Below are 19,756 nucleotides of genomic sequence, written 5' to 3'. Positions count from 1 at the left end.
CAGAGCGAGGGCGTCAGTCGGCCTCGTCGTTCTGCACGAGCTTCATCGACACGAGCTCGGTGAACCCGGCGCGCCGCGCGAAGCGCACCTCGCGACGCTTGTACACCGTGAACCCGAGCTTGGCGTATACCGCCAGGGCCGGCGCGTTCGTGTCCTTGATGTCCTCGAGCACATACTCGCGGTAGCCGGGCAGCGCGAGCAGGTGGCGCAGCAACGCCGTCGCCACGCCGCGCCCCTGGTGGGCCGGCTCGGTGGCGACGAATCCGATCTCGGCGAGCCCGGGCCGGGCACCGTCGAAGGGGCGCATGAACCACCTCTTGATCACCACGTAGCCGAGCAGCCCGCGCACCAGCCCGAGGTGACGCCGGATCTCGCGCCAATGCGGCGCGAACAGGGTCTGGTCGCCCTCGGTGAGCGAGGCGAGGCCGGCGGGCTCCCCGTCCACGAGCGCGACGTAGAACCGTTCGAGCAGCAGCATGTGCTCGAACGCGTCGGCCAACTTGCCGGTGTCGCGCGAGAACGCGACGAAGTCTTCCGCGAAGCTGCGCACGTAGACCTCGGTGATGCGGCGCCGGTATGCCTCGCCGAGCGCGTCTCCGCGCGCGACCACGACCACCGTCTCGACCAACGTCGTGCACTCCCCTCGGCGCCTCACGCCGGCGCCGGTCGAATCTCAGAACTTGTCGCCGAGCGCCTTCGCCTTGAGTGCGTCGAACTCGCCCTGCGAGATCGTGCCCTGGTCGAGCAACGCCTTGGCCTTCGTGATCTCGTCGGCCGGGTTCGCGAACGACACTGACCGGATGTACTCGGCCGAGTCCTCGCGCACCTCCTGCTGCCGTCGCACGTTGCGCTCGGCCATGCCCTTGCCGCGGGCGATGAGGTAGACGAGCGCCGTGAGGAACGGCATGAAGACCAGGAAGATGATCCACACCGCCTTCCACCAGCCGTTGAGCTCGTGGTCGCGGAACAGGTCGGCGACGATCGCGAACAGCACGAACAGATACGCCGTGAACGCGAAGATCATGAGGAACCACCAGATGATGTCCCCGAAACTGTTCCAGAAGCCCACGGTCTTCCCCATTCCTACGGGATTGCACCCGTTCTGCTCGCCACAGTAGCGCTCGGGCGTCGCCAGGCACCAGAGCCGGTTCAGAGTTGACAGACGATGCGGGAATACTCTCTGGCCGAGATCGTCAGGTGCAACATTTCGGCCGCTGGTGGACACTTCAGGATATGGAGCGCGAGGTGACGGAGGCCGAGTTGTGGTCGCGTGCGCTTCGCGGCGGCGGCGCGGCGCTCGGTGCGGTGTTCGACCAACACAACGATCGGGTCTTCCGGCATGCCTATGCGGTGCTGCGGGACGTGCATGATGCTGAGGATGCGACGGCGACGGCGTTCCTCGAGCTCTCGCGCCGAAGAACCGCCGTGCGGGTGGTGACTGCGGCCAACTGCGCTCGGAACGTGGCGCGGTCGAGGCGCCGCTACCAAACATTGCTGGACTCGCTGCCCCGCGGCGAACACGGCGAATCAGCTGAGACAGAAGCGGTGGCAGGGCTGCCCGTGCTCGACACCATCGACGGGGAACTCGGAACCCAGCTGAGAGCTCTCGCCCGTGCCGACTACGTGCTGGCCACCAACGGTCGAGACCCACCGCACGGCTGAGCCTCCCCTCTTCGTCTCGGCGGAGCAAGTAAGCCCGACTCAGCGAGCACCGCTCGGGCCGTACGAGCGGCTGACGGTGGCCACCCTCACCTGGTAGTCCTCGTACCAGACCGCGCGACCGCGTTCCTGGGCGATCACGTGCTCGGTCACCTGCTTCCACGCTGCTGCAGAAGCGTCGTCTACCCAATATGAGACCGTGATGCCCAGGCCTTCGCGCGCTGATTCGACCCCGAGGAATCCCGGCTGCTGCGAGGCCAGGTCGACCATGCGCTGCGACATCACGCGATAGCCGTTGTCACCACCGGTGCGAAATGAGGTGAAGATGACGGCCGTATAGGGCGGCTCGGGCGTCTGCGCAATCGACATCACCACATGCTAAGTGGATCATGGCTGCGACATGTGGTCGTCAGAGCAAGATCTGAGCGGATGTCTCGAGCTCGCGCCACCCCGCGGCGGCGATGGTGGCCGGCAGTCGGTCGGCGGCGACGAGTTCGGGCATGATGAGCCCCGTGATGACGGCGATGTCGCCGATGGGCACCTGGAAGGTTCGGAACGGGCCGACGGCGGGCGCCTCGCCCGGTGCGGGCTCGTGCAGTTCGCCCGTGTCGACGAGCGGTGCCTGGTCGAGCACGAAGCCCACCGCGGCCAGCACTCCGCTGTCGAACGTGCCGGCGTTCCACGCTGCGATCTTCCAGAACCTCAGCGGAACCTGGATGCCGCGGTAGGGCGGGTCGGCTTCGCCGAGCACCGGCGCAGTGAACACGCTCAGGCGTTGCCGGTGGGCTGCGGCGTGCTCGAGCACGTGGTCTTCGAGGCCGAGCCAGAGCTCTTTCGACTGGTTGAAGCCCGACGCCTGTGGCGCGGCATTCGTGTAGTGGAAGGTGTCGGAATTCGCCCTGGCTGCCACCGCCGGCGCGCCCCATACCGGGTCGCGGCGACGCACGAGGTGCCCGCGATCGAGGTCGTTGCGGGCGTAGACCTCGGGGCCCGCCTGCCAGTCGGCGGGAATGCGCTCGTCGAGCCGCCACTCGTCGCCGCCGCGATCGAGGTCGAGCAGCGCGGCCCCGTCGATGTTGACGCCGGTCGCGCGCGCGAAGCGGCGGGCGGTGTCGAGCAGCACCGCGAAGTGCATGTAGTCGAGCTCGACCGTGGCCTCGCGAACGATGCCGGTCGAGACATCCGTCGTTTCGAATCGCGGCATCGCCGCTCGCACACCCAGGAATTGCGCATCGAAGCCCATGCGCCTACTCGACCACGCCCCGCCCACATCGCGAGTGGGGGCGCCGACTTCGGACGGTGACGCCGACTTCGAACAGTATGACGTCGACTTCGGCCAAGTTCGGCATCCGTCGCCGATCCTCCTTGCAACGTTCGACCTCCGCACGGGAAGCTCGGTTCATGCAGTTCGCTGGAGTCCTTCCGCCCGACGCCCCTGATCCCATGGATGAAATCCGGGCCCGGGTGCGCACGATGGCGTTTCCGGTGATGGGCCTGACGCCGCAACGCACGGTCGAAGATCACGGCTCCTTCGGGGTCAGCGATGGTCACGATTCCGACGGGCTCTCGAACCAGTCCGTCTCGATCAGCTACACGCTCTGGAGGAATCCAGACGATCGTGACGACCCGGCTAATCTGGCTGAACTCGACGAGCGGACGCGTGCTGCCCTCGATGAGGAGCCTCCGTGGCCGCGTCCTGGTTGGCTCGTGCAAGGGGTCCAGCGCATGCGGTACCCGCAACTCTGGGAGGTCGTGCGGACGACTTGGAACCGAGACCGGTCCGAGTACACCTCACTTTCCCGCCAACTCGTGGATCACGCGAACTACATCCTCATGAACAGGTTCGGTGAGGAGCTGAGGCTCCCGCCGGGCCCGCTGACCGATCGAGCCTGGGAGGTGACCGAATCGGCTGTCGACCCGACAGCCGAACTCGAGATCGACGGACGCAGCGTCAGCGCGTCCGAAATCGACACCGACCCGTTGGTGTACGCCATCGGTGCGCATCTCAGCCCCGACGTGGTCGTTACCGTCGTGGTCTCCCGAGAGGATCTTCCGTACCTGCGCATCGCGCTGACGACCCGCGCCCGCGAGTCATAGTCTCTGATCCGGTGGTCGCCGAGCGCCCGGCGATCGACTTCCCGCCGCCACGACGACGAGTAGCCTCGGGCGAGTGGAACTGCTCGTCATCGCCGTGCTGGCGCTGCTGGCCATCGCCGGCGCGGCCGCCATCGGCCCGAGACTCGGCGTGGCGTCGCCCCTGCTGCTCGTGCTCGTGGGCATCGGCGTGAGCCTGCTGCCCGAGGTGCCGCCCTTCGAAGTCGATCCCGAGTGGATCATCGCGGGCGTCCTGCCGCCGCTGTTGTACTCGGCTGCGGTGTCGATGCCGACCATGGAGTTCCGCCGCGACTTCACTGCCATCAGCGGGCTCTCGGTCGTGCTCGTGGTGATCACCTCGGTACTGCTCGGGCTGCTCTTCACCTGGCTCATCCCCGACCTCGGGCTCGCGATGGGCATCGCGCTCGGCGCGATCCTCAGTCCGACAGACGCTGTCGCGACGTCGATCGTCAAGCGGCTCGGTGTGTCGCCACGGGTCTCGGCGATGCTCGACGGCGAGAGCCTGCTCAACGACGCGAGCGCGCTCGTGCTGCTGCGGGCGGCGATCGCGGGCGCCGCGGCATCCGTCTCGCTCTGGGGCGTCGTCGGCACGTTCGTCTATTCGGTGGCGGTCGCCGGCGTGATCGGTGCGATCGTCGGATGGCTCAACCTGCGCCTTCGCGCACGCGTGTCGAACCCCACCGTGAACACCGTGATCTCGTTCACCATGCCGTTCATCGCGTCGATCCCTGCCGAGCAGCTCGGCGCCTCGGGCCTCGTCGCCGCTGTCGGCGCCGGCCTCATCACGGGCCGCGGCGCGGCGCGCTTCCTGTCACCGCAGCACCGGCTGTCGGACGCGCAGACGTGGCGCACGATCGAGCTCGTGCTCGAGGGCGCGGTGTTCCTCGTCATGGGACTCGAGCTCAGCGGCATCGTCGACGAGGTCGAGCGCGCACACGAGGGGGTGTGGGCGGCCGTGCGCATCGCGGCGATCGCGTTCGTCGCGGCGCTGCTCATTCGCGCGGCGTACGTCGCGCCGCTGCTCGCCGCGCTCGGTCGGCGCGCGCGGCGGGGAGCTGCGTTCAAGCAGGCGCTCGTCGACCGAGCCGGCACGTCGCTGCCGCTGCCGCCATCGCGCATGCCCGCGCCGTCGCCCGCGCAGGCCGAGCGCTTCCGCACGATGCTGCGCCGCCGGGTCGCCGACATCGACTATTACCTCGACGATTCGCTCGGCTGGCGCGAGGGCGCGATCGTGGTCTGGGCCGGCATGCGCGGGGTCGTGACGCTCGCCGCCGCGCAGACCCTGCCGGCCGACACGCCCAGCCGCTCGATGCTCGTGCTCATCGCGTTCGTCGTCGCCGTCGGCTCTCTGCTCGTGCAGGGCGGCACCCTGCCGTGGCTCGTGCGATGGCTGCTCCCCGTGCGAGACCCCGGCGCCACCGTCGCCGAACGAAACGAGCTGAAGAAGGTCATGCGCGCGGCCGCGTTCGACGAGCTCGACGATGACGACTCCCTCGACCCGCTCCTGCGCACCACCGCCGAGCGCATGCGGGCGGCATGGCTGACCTCGGCCGACGAGGGTGCCGGCGAAGAGGACGCCGCCGAAGACTCCGGCACGAAGCGAGCTGCGGATGCCCCGTGGCCGGGACACGGGACATCCGATCGCTTGATCGATGCCGAGCAGGTGCGGCTGCTGCGACTGCGCATGATCCACGCCGAACGCGACGCGCTGCTCGACGCGCGCGACGAGGGGCTGTTCAGCGCGGCCGCGCTGGGCGCCGCCCTCGAAGAGCTCGACGCCGAGCAGATCAGCATCGACCTCAAGGGTCCGGCGGTGGAATAGGGATCCTCCTTCTTCTCCCCTCGAGTGCGGCCTCGTCAACGCAGCATATGTGCGTGGTAGCACGGTCGAACACGATGATCTTGCGTACAACGGCGAACTGATGGTGCCTTTTTGTGGATCCACCTCCTGATGTGCGATTCTTCTCCGGGCCCGCGGTCAGCCCGGGGCCGCGCAGTTGAGAGGATCCACCCATGAACGCACGGCACGAGCCCGCGACCCGCATGCACACCACCTCGCATGAGACCGAGCAGATCGTCGATCTCGTGCTCGACTACTCGCGCCGCCGCATGCTGAGCGACGACACCCCCCTCGACAAACCGAGCTCCGAGGCCGAGCTCACCCGCCTCGCCGGGCGCACCATCACCGAGCGCGGCATCGGCGCCGTCAAGGCCCTGTCGGTCTTCGAGCACGTGCTCGCACCGGCCTGCATCACGACCGACCACCCGCAGTACCTCTCGTTCATTCCGACAGCGCCCACGAAAGCGGCGACGGCGTTCGACCTCGTGGTCTCGGCGAGCGCCCTCTACGGAGGCTCGTGGCTCGAGGGCGCCGGCGCCGTGTACGCCGAGAACGAGGTGCTCGCGTGGCTCGCCAGCGAGTTCGGCCTGCCGGCGGCGGCCGGCGGCGTGTTCGTGCAGGGCGGCACGCTCGGCAACCTGTCGGCGCTCGTCGCGGCGCGTGATCACGCGCGGCACCTGCTCGCCGAGGCCGCGGCTTCGGCGAGCGGCGATGCGGGCGGCGCGGATGCCCCGACCTCGGCCCCGCCCGGCGGACGCTGGAAGATCGTCTGCAGCGCAGAAGCGCACTCGTCGATCGCCTCGGCCGCGCGCGTCATGGACGTCGACGTGGTTCCTGTGAAGCCCGCCGCCGACGGCATGCTGCGGGGCGACGACGTGCGGGCGGCATTGGCCGAGCACGGGACATCCGTCTTCGCCGTCGTGGCAACCGCGGGCTCGACCAATTTCGGCATCGTCGACGACCTCGCCTCGATCGCCGAACTGAAGGCCGACTACGACTTCTGGCTGCACGTCGACGGCGCTTACGGACTCGCCGCGATGCTGTCGCCGCTCACCCGCGACCGCTTCGCGGGCGTCGAGCACGCCGACTCGGTGATCGTCGACCCGCACAAGTGGCTGTTCGCGCCGTTCGACGCGTGCGCGCTCATCTACCGCGACCCCGAGGCCGGGCGCCGCGCGCACACCCAGCACGCCGAGTACCTCGACACGCTCACCGAGCAGAGCGAATGGAGCCCGTCGGACTACGCCGCGCACCTCACCCGGCGCGCCCGCGGCCTGCCGTTCTGGTTCTCGCTCGCGACCTACGGCGGCGCGGCCTACCGCGAGGCGATCAGCCACTCCATCACCGTCGCCGCCGACATCGCCCGCGAGATCTCATCGCGCGAGGGCTTCTCGCTCGTGCGCGACCCGCAGCTCTCGGTGGTCGTGTTCGAGCGCGAGGGCTGGACGAAGTCCGACTACGACGCCTGGTCGGCTCGCCTGCTCGACGGGCAGAAGGCGTTCGTCACGCCGAGCTCGCACGCGGGCCGGCCCAACACGCGCTTCGCGATCGTCAACCCCAACACGACGTTCGAGCAGTTGGTGGCGATCCTCGACACGATGTAGCGGCGCCCGGTTGCAACTCAGGAGAATGGTTCACATGCCCGCCTGAGACGGGCTCTCGGTGCAATTCTCCTCAGCTGCGTCGGCGCCCCTCGCGAGATCAGACATTGAACTGTCTGGTTCAGTGCTGTACACTGAACCACATGGTTCAGCAACAGGCACTCGATCGGGCGTTCGCGGCCCTCGCCGACGAGACGCGCCGGGGCATCCTCACCCGCCTCGGCGACGGCCCGGCCACGATCACCGAGCTCGCGACGCCGACGGGCATGACGCTCACCGGCATCCGCAAGCACGTCGACGTGCTCGAGACCGCGGGGCTCGTCACCACCGAGAAGGTCGGCCGGGTGCGGCAGGTGCAGCTCGGCACCGAGCGATTGGACGATGCCATGGCCTGGATCAGCTTCTACCAGCGCCTCTGGGAGCGCCGACTCGACGGCCTCGAGGTGTACTTCACGCTGCACCCCGAAACCACGCACGGCACGAAACACGACACGGAGGGAACGGAATCATGAGCGACACCGAAACGGGCGAGACCATCGGCCTGCGCCTGACGCGACAGCTGCCGGCGAGTCCCGAGGCGGTCTTCGACGCCTACACCGACGCCGAGAAGCAGAAGATCTGGTTCTCGATCCTCGACGAAGAGCCGGGCATCGTCGAGATCGAGGTCGACCTGCGCGTCGGCGGCAAGCAGACCGCCGTGTGGGGCCCGAACCGCGACACGCTGTTCCGTGAGGAGCAGACGTTCGTCGAGATCGATCGCCCGCACCGGCTCGTCACCGAGTCGACGGGCAGCGACCCGAGCGGCGACGAGATGTCGACGCATGTCGAGATCACGTTCGAGCCGCACGACGGCGGCACCCTCGTGACCGTCGTGCAGACCGGCTTCCCGACGCCAAATGTCCGCGACTTCTTCGAGACGATGGTGTGGGTCGGCGCGCTCGACCGCATCGAGGCCTACCTCACCCGAGTCTGATCGCGGGTCTGATCGCCACGCCCGCCAGAATGGTCGACGTGACCGACCACGTCTTCATCGCGGGGCCCGCCTCGTGGAACCAGATCGTCTACCTCGACCACCTGCCCGAGCCGGTGCCGCACATGCAGTTCGCGCTCGACGAGTACGAGACCATCGGCGGCACGTCCGCTGGCAAGGCCCTCGGACTCGCGGGCCTCGGCCAACCGGTCGTGCTGCACGCGCTCTTCGGCGGCGACGTCGACGGCGAGCGGGTGCGTGCCCTGCTCGAATGGGCGGGCGTCACGGTCATCGCGGGCGCGGGCGGCGCGACCGAGCGGCACCTCAACCTCATGACCCCGGCGGGTGAACGAGTGTCGCTTTATCTCACGACTCCGACCCAATCGCTCGTCGCACCCGAGCCGGTCGCGACGGCGATGGCCGCGGCATCCGCGATCGTGCTCGACCTCGCACCCGTCGCGCAGCGGTTGATCCCGCTCGCAACCGCGGCGGGCCGGCCGGTCTGGACCGACATCCACGACTACGACGGCAGCGCCGAGTTCCACCGGCCGTTCATCGAGGCCGCCGACGTGATCTTCATGAACGCCGACCGCATCGGCCCCGACCCGCTGCCGTTCATGCGAGCACGGGTCGAGGCAGGCGCGTCACTCGTGGTGTGCACCCTCGGCGAGCGCGGCGCGATCGCCGTCGCCCGAGATGCGAGCGATCGGATGTCGCAGCACGAGGTCGAGGCGGTGCCGGTCGCCGTGCGCGACACGAACGGCGCGGGCGATGCGTTCATGACCGGCGTGCTCGACGCCACGCTCGCGGGCGCCGGGGTGCCCGACGCGTTGCGGGCAGGCGCCGAGCACGCGGCATCCGTGCTGGGAACCCGGCACCTGCACCCGAGCCTCGACGAGGCGCTCGGGCGCTGAGGCGACCTACTTCTCGGTCGGTGCCTCGGGAGCGGGCACCGTCTCGGCCGCGGGTGCGGCGTCGGCGACCGGCGCGGCGTCGGCGACCGGCGCGGCGTCGGCGACCGGCGCAGCTTCGGCGACGGGAGTTGCGGCAGCCGGCGCAGCCGCAGCGGCGGGGGCAGCGGCAGCGACCGGCGCGCGACCGGCGGCGAGCTCATCGAGGTCATCGAGGTCGACTTCGCCATCGAGGGCGGTGAACTCGTCGAACGCGATCACCGAATCTGCGTGCCGACGGTCGGCCGCGCCGATGATCGCCTGCGTGGCGAGTGCGATGACGAGGCCGAGCACGCCGACCGCGATGAGCAGGCCACCGACGGTCGTGCCGGCCTGCGCAGCGAGAATCGGCGCCGGGTCGGCCGTCTGCTCGACGTAGTACGAGACCTGCGCGGCGTTCGAGGTGATGAGCAGCACGACGCCGACGACCGTGATGACCGCCGAGGCGAGCCAGGTACCGAGCAGCGGCAGGTTGAGCGGGCGGGGCGGGGTGGAGTTCATGACGTCCTTCGATTCGGGAGTGCGGCGGGATTCGGCCGCCACCAGTGACGGTACGCGAGAAAGGTATGGGTTGGCTATGCCTCAGGTGAACGCCCCGCGTGAAGGCGAGCGGAGTGTCACACGGTCGCACCCGGCACCGGGCGGGCGTACGGTGCAAGAAGGGTTCGATTCGAGCAAGGAGGAATGGCATGGATGTCGCTCCCGACGACGACCACGTCGTCATCGACCCGAGCGTGCTCTACGTGGGCACGCCCGCGTACCTCGTCGTCACTCGGAACGCCGACGGCAATCCCAACGTGGCCCCGGCCTCGTCGCACTGGGCGCTCGGACGCATGCTCGTGCTCGGCCTCGAGACCGACGGGCAGACGGCGGCGAACCTCGCCGAGCGACCCGAGCTCACGGTGAACTTTCCGAGCAGCGACCTGTGGCGACACGTCGAGCGGCTCTCGGCCGTCACCGGCCGCGACCCAGTGCCGGCGGCGAAGGCCGATCATTACCGCTTCGAACCCTCGAAGTTCGAGCTCGCGGGCCTGCGGCCGCAGCCGTCCGAGGTCGTGGCGCCGCCGCGCGTACACGAGTGCCCGCTGCAGTTCGAGGGCATCGTGCGGCGCGAGACGCCCGGCGTAGACCCCGGCTACCTCGTGGTCGAGGTCGAGGTCGTTCGGGTGCACGCCCTGCCCGAACTCGTGGTGCCGGGAACGAACCACATCGATGCGAACGCGTGGCATCCGCTCATCTACAGCTTCCGCCACTACTTCGATCGCGGCGCCGAGGTCGGCTGGACCCGCAAGAGCGCGATCGCGCCGTCAGCGCCCGATCTGTCGGATGTCCCGCCGCGGGCCGAGTCCGTGAGCGCGGGGCCGGCCGCGACATCCGCTTCGCTCGACGAACTTGTGCGCTGGGAGGCGTTCGGGGGCACCTGGGCGGTGCTCGAAGCGACCCGCGACGGCGCCATCGTGAGCCTGTGCCGCTGCGACGGCGGCGAAGAGGTGTCGCGCATCACGTCTGACGATCCCGGATTCATCGAGTGGGCGGCGAAGCAGCTCGTGTGCCCGTGAGGCTCGGGCCGGCCGGCGTCGGCCGCGCCGTCAGGCCCTGAATCCTTCGCGCCTCAGGGACGACCCCATTGCGGCCGCACGCGGTCACCGCGAGACTACGTTCGCTCGGTGCTGAGTGCATGATCGGGGGTTGCGATGTCTCGGAATCTGGTGCTGTGCCTCGACGGCACGGCCGGGCAGGTGCGCGGCAGCCGCAATTCCAATGTCGTGCTCGCCTACGGACTGCTCGACCACTCGGATCCGACGAAGCAGGTCGCGTTCTACGACCCGGGTGTCGGCACATTCGCCTCGTCGGGCGCGTGGACCCCGTTGGCCCGCGGACTCTCGCGACTCGGCGGACTCGTCTACGGCGCCGGTCTGCGTCAGAACCTCGGCGACGCATACGGGTGGCTCGCCCGCACGTGGCAACCCGGCGACCGCATCTTCGTCTTCGGGTTCAGCCGGGGCGCATACACGGCACGCGCACTCGTGGGCATGCTGCGCCTCACGGGACTCACCCGGCCGAACTCCGAGAACCTGCTGCCCTATGGCGTCAGCCTCTACGCCCGCCGCGGCGGCGAGCGGCGCATCGACTGGGATGCCGTGCACCGCTTCGCCGAACTCTTCGCCGAACGCGTCGACGATGACGGCCACACCACCGTGCCCATCGAGTACCTCGGCGTCTGGGACACGGTCAAGGCCGCGGGCATCGCCAAGTGGGACATCAAGTGGCCCTACACGCGCGCCGTGCCGAACGCGCGCCACGTACGGCACGCGATCGCGATCGATGAGCGGCGGCGGCCGTTCCGCGAGTACGTCATCGAGGCCGACAGCGAGTCGCTGGTCGAAGAGGCCTGGTTCTCGGGCATTCACGGCGACGTCGGAGGCGGCGAGAAGAACACGGCGGCCGGCTCGGGCAGGCCGGCCCCTTCACGCGGGTCGAAGGGCGAATCGGATGTCCCCGGCCTGTCCACGATCGCACTGAGATGGGTGCTCGAGGGCGCACTGCAGCACGGCCTGCTCGTCGATGAGAAGGCCTACCGCAAGGCCGTCGCGGTGTCGAGCGAGGCCGCGACCCTCGCGCCGCACCGCAACGGACGGATCTGGTCGGTGCTGGTTCCGCGGCGGCGGCCCGTGCCCGCCGGCGTCGACGTGCACGCGAGCGTGCGGGCGCGCATGGAAGCTCGCAGCGACTATCGCCCGAAGCTGCCCGTCGACGTCACCTGGGTCGACGAAGCATGGGCCGGCACCGAATCGGGCGACACCGAATCGGCCGCCCTCACGCGACCGTGAACTCGAGCTGGCTCCAGAGGTCGTCCGGGCCGATCGTCAGCACCGCCCGATCGGACGGGGGTGCGGACTGCGGGTCATCGGCGCGCACGACGGTCGTGTGATGCGCCTCGAGCGCCTCGAGGATCTCATGCTTCGGAATCGAGTCCTTCCACGCCTTCACGAGGCCCCACGGCAGCATCGCTGTCGCGTCATCGCCGAGCACCTCGTGCACGAACGACTTCGGCGTGGCGTTGTGCGAACCGTGATGGCCGATCTTGTAGAAGGCGACGCCGCTCACGAGCTCACGAGACCGCTGGTCGTCGAGCACGTGTTCCCAGGCGCCCTGCTGGGAGTCGCCGACGAAGAGGAACCGCGTGCCCGAGACATCCAACACGAAGAAGACGCTCGTGTTGTTCACCGAACGTTCGAGCAACGACGATGCGGCGAGCAACTCGTCGGCATCGTCGGCGAGCGCGGCCAGTCGCATCGAGTTGCGCGCCTTGATCGCGTCGGCCGAGAGGCGATCGCTCACGTCGTCAGGGGGAACGTGGTACATGGGGTCGAACAGCGGACCGCCGGCATCGAGTTCCCTGCGGTGCTCGTCGGCGAGCTGAAGCCACGCCACCGACGCCGGCGGATCCATGCGCTTGAGCTTCGCGGGGTCACGCGAAGGACCGAGGATGCGTGCGGTGACGCCGGGGATCGGAGTGGCGATCGTATTCGCCTCAGCCTCGGTGTCGGGCAGGTACCGCACGAGCACGTCTGACGGAGGCCGGCGGAACCGCCGGTTGCCGCGCCCCAGCAGCCGATCGGTCGCGATCGCATTGCGCGACGAGTTGACCGCGAACGCGAGGGCGAGCCGCAGATCGTCCTTCGACTCGTTCGCGACTGCCCGCGCCGACGTCGAATCGATCAGGCTACGCAACCGGTTCGCCGCGTCGTCGAGACCCGAGCGCAGTCGCACCGCGTCGGGATCCCCGGGGTCTTCGACGAACGGCACCCACACCTCGGCGACGTCGACCTCCGCCCACGCCTCCTCGGCGAACCCGCTGATGTGGTCCTGGTGATGGTGCGTCGCGACGACGACATCGAGATGGGGTGGCTCGCCGGGCGCCGCCTCGGCACGAAGATCATCGATGATGCGGTCGACGATCTTGCCGATCGGGCGCGACACACCGTTGACCTTGACCCGCCCGTGCGAGTGCACCCCGCAGTCGACGAGCATGCGCCAAACGGCCGAGTCGCGCCTGACCGTGACGAGGAACGAGTCGCCGAATCCGACGTTGTACATGCGGATCGCCACGTTGACGGCCATCTCAGGCTCCTGCCGTCGGCGAGTGCAGACTCGCGAAGCTCAGTCGGTTGACCGCCGGCTCGTCGAGCCAGACCGCGAGCGCGTCGTCGTCTTCGACGAGACCGAACCACTCGCGCATCGCGTCGTACCGCCGGCGCCCGGCGGCATGCTGGGCATCGGCGAACTTCGCGACCCCTGCGGGCAGGTCCGCGATGAGCGCTTCGCGTTGCAGCGGCAGGGGCTTGGTGATCAGGTATCTGACCATTCCGTCGGCACGCGCGATCAACGTCGTGCCGGCGATCATCTGCGCGCGTGTCTGACGATTGTCGCCTTCTTCGAGATCCTCGCGGCGCTGCACGAACTGCACGACGATCATCGGGCGGGGCTGTCCATCGGCGGCGGTCGGGTAGCCGACATGCATGCCGATCATGCGGATGCGCCCGACGTCGGGGTCGAAGCCGAGTTCTGCGGCGTGCGCATTCGCCCACGCACTCACCTTCGGGTAGAAGTCGGCGGCGATCGTCGAGCCGGCGCGCCGACGCCGCGGCGGGCCGGCCGCGTCGTCTGCATCGTCGGCGTCGTCGGCGTCGTCGTCGGCGTCGTCGTCTTCATCGGCGTCGTCTGCATCGTCGTCTTCGTCGTCGAACCTGGTGATCCTGACGTCACCGGTCGGATCGAGCTTCATGGTGGAGTCGGCGATCAACTGTGCGAGGTCGATCGCGTGCTCACCCGCGCACAGCGACAGCGGCTGCACGGGCGGATGCCACAACAGCGCCTCATCGGCCAGCGAGCTGACACCCGGCGGGAAGATCCCCCGTTGGCGCAACGCCTCGACGAGATGCCCGCGCAACCGCATGGCGTCATCGGGGAACAGGTCGCGATCGGCCGTGATGACCGCCCGCACGACATCTCCGAACGTCACATCGACGACCGGCAGGTAGTCGAACGCCCGCACCACCATGCCGAGAATGCGATCGGCGTTGCTCACCGCCTCGCGGGTGACCCGGCGCACGAGATCGGGAGAGAGCTCGCCATCAGCGAGGATGCCGCTTCCGCCGGTCGCGAGGCGGCGCAGGTCTGCGATCTGGGCGCGGAACGTCTCGAGATACGCATCGAACACGGCGGCCACGAAGATCGCCCCGCGTTCGTGCGGTTCATCGGTCGCGGTGAACGCGGCGGCGTCGGCGGGCTGGCCGACGGCCGACCGCAGCGGCCCGCCGCGCCCGGTCGACCGACCGAACTCTGCGGCGAGCGAGAGCAGTGCCGTCGCCTTCTGCAGGTCACTGCGCGATCGCGCCACAGCCTCTTCGACGACCTCGGGGAACAGGAAATGGTGGAACAGCGCGACGAGGTCTGCGAACGCCTCATGCCACGCGTACACATCGGGATTGGTCGCGTACGAGAATCGCGGTCGCACGCGGTGCACGATCGCGTGGGTCACCTCGTGGGCGACGACGTCTACCGACAGGCAGGTGAACATCATCTGGTTCGGCAGGTTCGCTTCGGTGTCGCGCTCGTCGGCCCGGTAGTACCCGAACAGCACCGCACGGCGCTTGGGGTCGAAATACGCGTTGCGCCCGTAGAAGGCGTGCGGAACGATGCGCAACCGCTCGTTGCCGCTCCAACGGAATCGCCGCCCCGTGAATCGCTGGAATCGCTCGATCACGCTCATCGCCACGGCATAGACGACCTGCTGGTGCGATCGCGGGTCGCTCTCGGAGGGGCGCAATCCGTCTTGCGCCAGCAGAAGCGGGTCGTCGAGGTCGACGGGCTGGTACCAGACGCGTTGGGAGGCGTCGTAGTCGACGACCTGCACGAGCTCGCCGTCGGGTCCGGGCTCGAGGTCGGGTTCGAACGGGATGCTGATGGACAGGTAGCGACCGCTCAACCGGGTCTCGGTCGGGTCGAACGCGAATGCCCGCAAGATCCGCCGACCGGGCGGACGCACCTCTGGAATGTTGAGATCCTGCAGCATGTCACGCCTCCCGAACGAGCAGCACGCATGATTCCGCCCGAAGGCGCGAACGAAGACTACTCCTCAGGGGAACGAGCCGGGTCGGGGCAGTCCCTGAATGCGATCGCGGGTCGCAGGCGCTCGAACTCTCGGATGCCGCGGCGCGGCCAGCGCGTCAGATCGCGCGGTGTCGCGGCGCGGCCAGCGCGTCAGATCGCGCGGTGGTCGACGAACGCCATGCGGGCCCCGCGCCGCGGCCGACCGCGCACACCCGAGGCGCCGAGCAGCCGCACCACGCGGTAGCGGTGGCCGGCCCAGGGCGCGAGGGTCTCGAGCATCTCGTCGTCGGTCATGTCGCGGCCGGCGAGGGCGTGGCCGACGTAGTTCGCGAGGTGGTAGTCGCCCACCGAGAGGGCATCGGCGTCGCCGAGCGCGCGCTGCGCGACCTCGGCGGCCGTCCACGCGCCGACACCGGGCATCAGGGTGAGGCGAGCTGCGGCATCCGCTGCACTCATCGACACCGTCTCTTCAAGCCGACCGGCGTAGCGCGACGCGTTCTGCAGGGTGCTCGCCCGGCGCGGATCGACGCCGGCGAGGTGCCACTCCCAGCTCGGGATCGCCCGCCACTCGTCGGCCGACGGCACGACGCGCATGGGTCGCGGTGTAGGGCCCGGCGCCGGCGTGCCGAATTTCGTCACGAGTCGACGCCACGAATCGTGCGCCTGCAGGCTGATGACCTTCTGCTCGAGGATCGCCGCAGCGAGCGCCTCGAACACCTGAGCCGACCGCGCCATGCGCAGGCCCGGGTTGCGGCGATGCGCGTCGGCGAGCAGCGGCAACCGCGGTTCGAACCCGCTCGGGTCGTCGAGGTCGCCGAGCAGCTCGGGCGCCTGGGCCACGGCCGCCGCAGCGCCCGGGCCCCACGCTTCGCATCGGAGTTCGTCGGGCGACGGCTGGGTGAGCCGGATCGTCGCGATGCCGTCGGGCGTGCGCGTCGCGCGCCAGACCGCGCCGCTCGCGTCACCCACGAACGCGGGGTCGCCGCCGCCGCGGCGCAGCACCCCGACGGTCTGCAGCAGATCGGTCGGATGCCGCGGCCGCCAGCTCAGGGCCTCGTCGGCGATCACGGCTCAAGTGTGCCGCATCCGCCTGACAGCCGACCGCAGTGCGGGGTGCGGGTGCGGGGTACGCAATTCAGGTCGGGAGGCGTGTCGAGGCCGGGTCTACCGGCGTGTCACCGCGACACGCCGCGCGCCGACCTGAATTGCGTACAGCGGGGCGAGGTCGTAGAGGTGCGGGGTCAGGCCCGATCGAAGATGCGCCCGTGCACCTCGGTGGGCGTGATGCGTACCCACCGGTCCTTCTCTTCGGGCGCCCATGGGGTGACGCCGAGCTTCTCGGCCTGGTACACCTCGCCCTGGCGGTCGAACTCCGCGGCCTCCCCCTTGACGACCACGCTGAACGCCTCGGAATCAGTGAACCCGTCGATCTGAAAGGCCACATGGTGCCGAATCGTGAGCTCGAGCAGCTTGGTGCCCGCCGACGTGCGGAACACGATCGTGCCGTTGTCGACGGCATGGTTCACGGGGAAGACATCGACCTCGCCCGCCGCGCTCATGGCGACGCGACCGTAAGGAACCGCAGCCAGGCGCTGCCAGCACTCCTCTTCGGAAAGGTGGCGGGTGGGCGTTCGACCCTCGACGTGATCGCTCATGCTTCGAGTCTGCCACCGCGGTTCGATCGCGGCCAGAGTGCGGCGTGGGCGGCAGTCGCGATTCGCTCGATGGCGAGACAGTTCAGGCGCGGGAGGATGCGGCGGCGTACTGCTGCCGGATGACCGCCCGGGTGTCGACCGCAAGCTCCTCGTCGATCGCGACCGGCCAAGAGGGGCGCGTGCCCGTGAGCACCCACGCGGCCTGGCGGGCGGCGCCGTCGGCGACGTACTCCCCCGGCTCGGGCACGACGACGGGCACGTCGAACACCTGCGCGGCGATCGCCCGCACAGCGGGGTTCTGCGCGGCCCCGCCGATGAGCAGCACCCGCTCGGCGGCAACCCCCTGGCCGCGCACCGCGTCGAGCCCGTCGGCGAGTCCGCAGAGCAGCCCCTCGACCGCTGCGCGAGCGATCGACGGTCGCGTCGTGTTCGCGAGTGTGAGCCCCGAGAACGAGGCGGTCGCGTCGGGCAGGTTGGGCGTGCGTTCGCCCTCGAAGTACGGCACGAGCACAGCACCGGATGACCCGGGCTGCGCCTCGAGCGCCAGCCGCCCGAGTTGTTCGTGGTCGACGCCGAGCAGGCCGGCGGTCGCGTCGAGCACGCGTGCCGCGTTGAGCGTCGCGATGAGCGGCAGGAAGTTGCCCGTCGCGTCGGCGAACCCCGCGACCGTGCCCGAGGCGTCGGCGATCGGGGCCTCGGTGACGGCGAACACCGTGCCGCTCGTGCCGATCGACACGACGACGTCACCGGGCGCCGCGTCGAGGCCGAGGGCGGCCGCGGCGTTGTCACCCGCCCCGGGGCCGACGAGTAAGCCGTTCGCGGCGTGGCCCGCGACATCCGATGGACCGACGACTCGCGGCAACACCACGTCATGCCCCAGCGCGCGCAGGAGGAGCTCACGGTCATAGCCCGCGGCACCCCAGTAGGCGGTGCCGCTGGCATCGGATCGATCGGTGACGAGCTTGTAGAGCACGGGCCCCAGCGGGGCATCCGTCGCGTCGATCGGGCCGTACCCGCGCAGCCGCCACGTCAGCCAATCGTGTGGCAGCGCGACCGCCGCGACGCGCTCGGCGTGCGCCGGCTCGGCGTCGCGCAGCCACCGCAGCTTCGTCGCCGTGAACGACGCGACCGGCACGACGCCCGTGCGCTCGGCGTACGCCTCGGCGCCGACCTCGTCGATCAGGTCACGCGCCGCTTGGGCCGAGCGCGTGTCGTTCCACAGCAGGGCGGGGCGGATGACCCGGCCCTCGGCATCGAGCACGACCATGCCGTGCTGCTGACCCGCGATCGAAATCGCGGCGACGTCGGCGAGTCCGCCCGCGGCGGCGATCGCCGACTGCAGGGCATCCCACCAGTGCTGCGGGTCGACCTCGGTGCCTTCGGGGTGCGACGCCCGGCCCTGGCGCACGAGCGCACCCGTCGCGGCATCGCGGATCACGACCTTGCACGACTGCGTCGACGAGTCGACGCCGGCGACGAGCGTCATGCGCGGCGCCCACCCTCAGTGACTCCCGGCCCTGTTCGCAATTCAGGTTCACGCACGGCGTGTGGTGCCGACACGCCGTGCGATACGGGACCGACACACCTCCCGACCTGAATTGCGCACAGGCGCGAGGGGCGGGTGAGCGAAGGGTGGGCGCGCATGGCGGCTAGCCGCGGGCGCCGAGCAGGTGCTCGGTGGCGAGCTGCTGCAGGCGCACGAAACCGCCGCCCTTGCCGCCGAGGTAGGCGTCGGCGTCGAAGTCCTCGTAGGCCGATCGGTCGGCGAGGAACTCGTCGTAGGTCTCGCCGTCGTTCAACGTCGGAGTGGAGAGTTCGAACACCTTCGCGGCCTCGAGCGCCTGCTGTACCTCGGGATCGGCGCGGAAGGCCGCGGCGCGTTCCTTGAGCAGCAGGTAGGTGCGCATGTTCGCCGCTGCCGACTCCCACACGCCCTTCTCGTCTTCGGTGCGGCTCGGCTTGTAGTCGAAGTGGCGCGGGCCATCGTAGGCCGGCACCCCACCCGGGCCGCCGTTCTCGAGCAGGTCGACGAGCGCGAACGCGTTGTGCAGGTCGCCGTGGCCGAAGACCAGGTCTTGGTCGTACTTGATGCCGCGCTGGCCGTTGAGGTCGATGTGGAAGAGCTTGCCGTGGTACAGCGCCTGGGCGATGCCGGCGGCGAAGTTCAGGCCCGCCATCTGCTCGTGCCCGACCTCGGGGTTGAGGCCCACGAGTTCGGGGCGCTCGAGCGAGTCGATGAACGCGATCGCGTGGCCGAGCGTCGGCAGCAGGATGTCGCCGCGGGGCTCGTTGGGCTTCGGCTCGATGGCGAAGCGGATGTCGTAGCCCTTGTCGGTGACGTAGTCGCCGAGCAGGTTGACGGCCTCGCGGTAGCGCTCGAGCGCCTGGCGGATGTCTTTGGCGGAGTCGTATTCGGCGCCCTCGCGGCCACCCCACATGACGAACGTCTTGGCACCGAGCTCGGCACCGAGGTCGAGCTGGCGGAACACCTTGCGCAGCGCGTAGCGGCGCACGTCGCGGTCGTTGGCGGTGAAACCGCCGTCCTTGAATACGGGGGCCGAGAAGAGGTTGGTCGTGACCATCGGCACGATGAGGCCCGTCGCCTCGAGCGCGCCCTTCAGGCGGTCGATCTGCTTCTGGCGCTCGGCGTCGGTCGAGCCGAACGCGAAGAGGTCGTCGTCGTGGAATGTCAGGCCGTAGGCGCCGAGTACGTCGAGCTTCTCGACGACGTGCACCACGTCGAGTGCGTTGCGGGTCGGACCGCCGAACGGGTCGGTGCCGTTATACCCCACGGTCCACAGGCCGAAGGAGAACTTGTCGTCGCGAGTGGGCGCGGGAGCCATGGAGGA

20 protein-coding genes are annotated in these 19,756 nt (G+C 69.5%); 9 read left to right on the top strand and 11 right to left on the bottom strand.

Annotation, left to right across the window (positions count from 1 at the left end; all coding sequences use genetic code 11):
• Window positions 1-13 precede the first annotated feature (13 nt).
• Both ABD164_RS02715 and ABD164_RS02710 read right to left on the bottom strand, forming a co-directional pair.
• Window positions 14-628 carry a GNAT family N-acetyltransferase gene (locus ABD164_RS02715; protein WP_344293126.1) on the bottom strand — a complete coding sequence of 205 codons (615 nt, stop codon included), beginning with the start codon at window positions 626-628 and terminating at the stop codon, window positions 14-16.
• A 45-nt stretch (window positions 629-673) separates the two neighbouring features.
• On the bottom strand, window positions 674-1,081 hold the full coding sequence (locus ABD164_RS02710; protein WP_344293124.1) for an SHOCT domain-containing protein: 408 nt from the start codon (window positions 1,079-1,081) through the stop codon (window positions 674-676).
• A gap of 74 nt (window positions 1,082-1,155) precedes the next feature.
• On the opposite strand from ABD164_RS02710, the gene ABD164_RS02705 reads away from it, so the two are divergent.
• On the top strand, window positions 1,156-1,662 hold the full coding sequence (locus ABD164_RS02705) for an RNA polymerase sigma factor (protein WP_344293122.1): 507 nt from the start codon (window positions 1,156-1,158) through the stop codon (window positions 1,660-1,662).
• A 39-nt stretch (window positions 1,663-1,701) separates the two neighbouring features.
• On the opposite strand, the gene ABD164_RS02700 is transcribed toward ABD164_RS02705, so the two are convergent.
• Both ABD164_RS02700 and ABD164_RS02695 read right to left on the bottom strand, forming a co-directional pair.
• A complete protein-coding gene (locus ABD164_RS02700; protein WP_344293121.1) occupies window positions 1,702-2,028 on the bottom strand; it encodes an antibiotic biosynthesis monooxygenase family protein in 327 nt (108 codons plus the stop codon).
• A gap of 40 nt (window positions 2,029-2,068) precedes the next feature.
• Window positions 2,069-2,902: a DNA/RNA non-specific endonuclease gene (locus ABD164_RS02695; RefSeq protein WP_344293119.1), complete on the bottom strand. Its 834-nt coding sequence runs from the start codon at window positions 2,900-2,902 to the stop codon at window positions 2,069-2,071.
• Window positions 2,903-2,958: 56 nt separating this feature from the next.
• Here ABD164_RS02695 and ABD164_RS02690 point away from each other — a divergent pair, with 56 nt between their 5' ends.
• The 6 genes from ABD164_RS02690 to ABD164_RS02665 all read left to right on the top strand — a co-directional run bounded on the left by ABD164_RS02690 (window position 2,959) and on the right by ABD164_RS02665 (window position 9,099).
• Window positions 2,959-3,756, top strand: a complete 798-nt coding sequence (locus tag ABD164_RS02690) for a hypothetical protein (RefSeq protein WP_344293117.1) — start codon at window positions 2,959-2,961, stop codon at window positions 3,754-3,756.
• A 73-nt stretch (window positions 3,757-3,829) separates the two neighbouring features.
• Window positions 3,830-5,596, top strand: coding sequence for a cation:proton antiporter (locus ABD164_RS02685; protein ID WP_344293115.1), 1,767 nt, complete (start codon window positions 3,830-3,832; stop codon window positions 5,594-5,596).
• A gap of 191 nt (window positions 5,597-5,787) precedes the next feature.
• Window positions 5,788-7,218 (top strand): pyridoxal phosphate-dependent decarboxylase family protein, encoded by a 1,431-nt coding sequence (locus ABD164_RS02680; RefSeq protein ID WP_344293113.1) that lies wholly within the window; start codon window positions 5,788-5,790, stop codon window positions 7,216-7,218.
• A 140-nt stretch (window positions 7,219-7,358) separates the two neighbouring features.
• The gene (locus ABD164_RS02675) at window positions 7,359-7,727 is read left to right on the top strand and encodes an ArsR/SmtB family transcription factor (RefSeq protein WP_344293111.1); all 369 of its coding nucleotides are present in this window, start codon (window positions 7,359-7,361) and stop codon (window positions 7,725-7,727) included.
• Complete coding sequence (locus ABD164_RS02670; RefSeq protein WP_344293109.1) at window positions 7,724-8,188, top strand: SRPBCC family protein; 465 nt, start codon at window positions 7,724-7,726, stop codon at window positions 8,186-8,188. The genes ABD164_RS02675 and ABD164_RS02670 overlap by 4 nt, the downstream gene beginning before the upstream one ends.
• 38 nt (window positions 8,189-8,226) lie before the next feature.
• A complete protein-coding gene (locus tag ABD164_RS02665) occupies window positions 8,227-9,099 on the top strand; it encodes a carbohydrate kinase family protein (protein WP_344293107.1) in 873 nt (290 codons plus the stop codon).
• Window positions 9,100-9,105: 6 nt separating this feature from the next.
• Here the strand turns inward: ABD164_RS02665 and ABD164_RS02660 are convergent, their stop codons facing one another.
• A complete protein-coding gene (locus ABD164_RS02660; protein WP_344293105.1) occupies window positions 9,106-9,636 on the bottom strand; it encodes a hypothetical protein in 531 nt (176 codons plus the stop codon).
• A gap of 188 nt (window positions 9,637-9,824) precedes the next feature.
• On the opposite strand from ABD164_RS02660, the gene ABD164_RS02655 reads away from it, so the two are divergent.
• Both ABD164_RS02655 and ABD164_RS02650 read left to right on the top strand, forming a co-directional pair.
• Window positions 9,825-10,694: a flavin reductase family protein gene (locus tag ABD164_RS02655; protein WP_344293103.1), complete on the top strand. Its 870-nt coding sequence runs from the start codon at window positions 9,825-9,827 to the stop codon at window positions 10,692-10,694.
• A 135-nt stretch (window positions 10,695-10,829) separates the two neighbouring features.
• The gene (locus ABD164_RS02650) at window positions 10,830-11,966 is read left to right on the top strand and encodes a DUF2235 domain-containing protein (RefSeq protein ID WP_344293102.1); all 1,137 of its coding nucleotides are present in this window, start codon (window positions 10,830-10,832) and stop codon (window positions 11,964-11,966) included.
• Here ABD164_RS02650 and ABD164_RS02645 read toward each other — a convergent pair.
• The 6 genes from ABD164_RS02645 to xylA form a co-directional block, all read right to left on the bottom strand.
• A complete protein-coding gene (locus tag ABD164_RS02645; protein ID WP_344293101.1) occupies window positions 11,953-13,260 on the bottom strand; it encodes an MBL fold metallo-hydrolase in 1,308 nt (435 codons plus the stop codon). The genes ABD164_RS02650 and ABD164_RS02645 overlap by 14 nt on opposite strands.
• Window position 13,261: 1 nt before the next feature.
• On the bottom strand, window positions 13,262-15,214 hold the full coding sequence (locus tag ABD164_RS02640) for a gluzincin family metallopeptidase (RefSeq protein ID WP_344293098.1): 1,953 nt from the start codon (window positions 15,212-15,214) through the stop codon (window positions 13,262-13,264).
• A 188-nt stretch (window positions 15,215-15,402) separates the two neighbouring features.
• A complete protein-coding gene (locus ABD164_RS02635; protein WP_344293096.1) occupies window positions 15,403-16,320 on the bottom strand; it encodes a DNA-3-methyladenine glycosylase family protein in 918 nt (305 codons plus the stop codon).
• 173 nt (window positions 16,321-16,493) lie between these two features.
• Window positions 16,494-16,907 carry a pyridoxamine 5'-phosphate oxidase family protein gene (locus tag ABD164_RS02630; RefSeq protein WP_344293094.1) on the bottom strand — a complete coding sequence of 138 codons (414 nt, stop codon included), beginning with the start codon at window positions 16,905-16,907 and terminating at the stop codon, window positions 16,494-16,496.
• A gap of 82 nt (window positions 16,908-16,989) precedes the next feature.
• On the bottom strand, window positions 16,990-18,393 hold the full coding sequence (gene xylB, locus ABD164_RS02625) for a xylulokinase (protein WP_344293092.1): 1,404 nt from the start codon (window positions 18,391-18,393) through the stop codon (window positions 16,990-16,992).
• Between the two features lie 163 nt (window positions 18,394-18,556).
• The gene (xylA, locus tag ABD164_RS02620) at window positions 18,557-19,750 is read right to left on the bottom strand and encodes a xylose isomerase (protein WP_344293090.1); all 1,194 of its coding nucleotides are present in this window, start codon (window positions 19,748-19,750) and stop codon (window positions 18,557-18,559) included.
• Between the last annotated feature and the right edge of the window lie 6 nt (window positions 19,751-19,756).

Origin of the sequence: Agromyces neolithicus (genome assembly GCF_039529735.1) — a bacterium.
Taxonomy (GTDB): domain Bacteria; phylum Actinomycetota; class Actinomycetes; order Actinomycetales; family Microbacteriaceae; genus Agromyces; species Agromyces neolithicus.
Note: the sequence above shows the minus strand (reverse complement) of the source record. Positions and strands in the feature narration are given on the sequence as shown.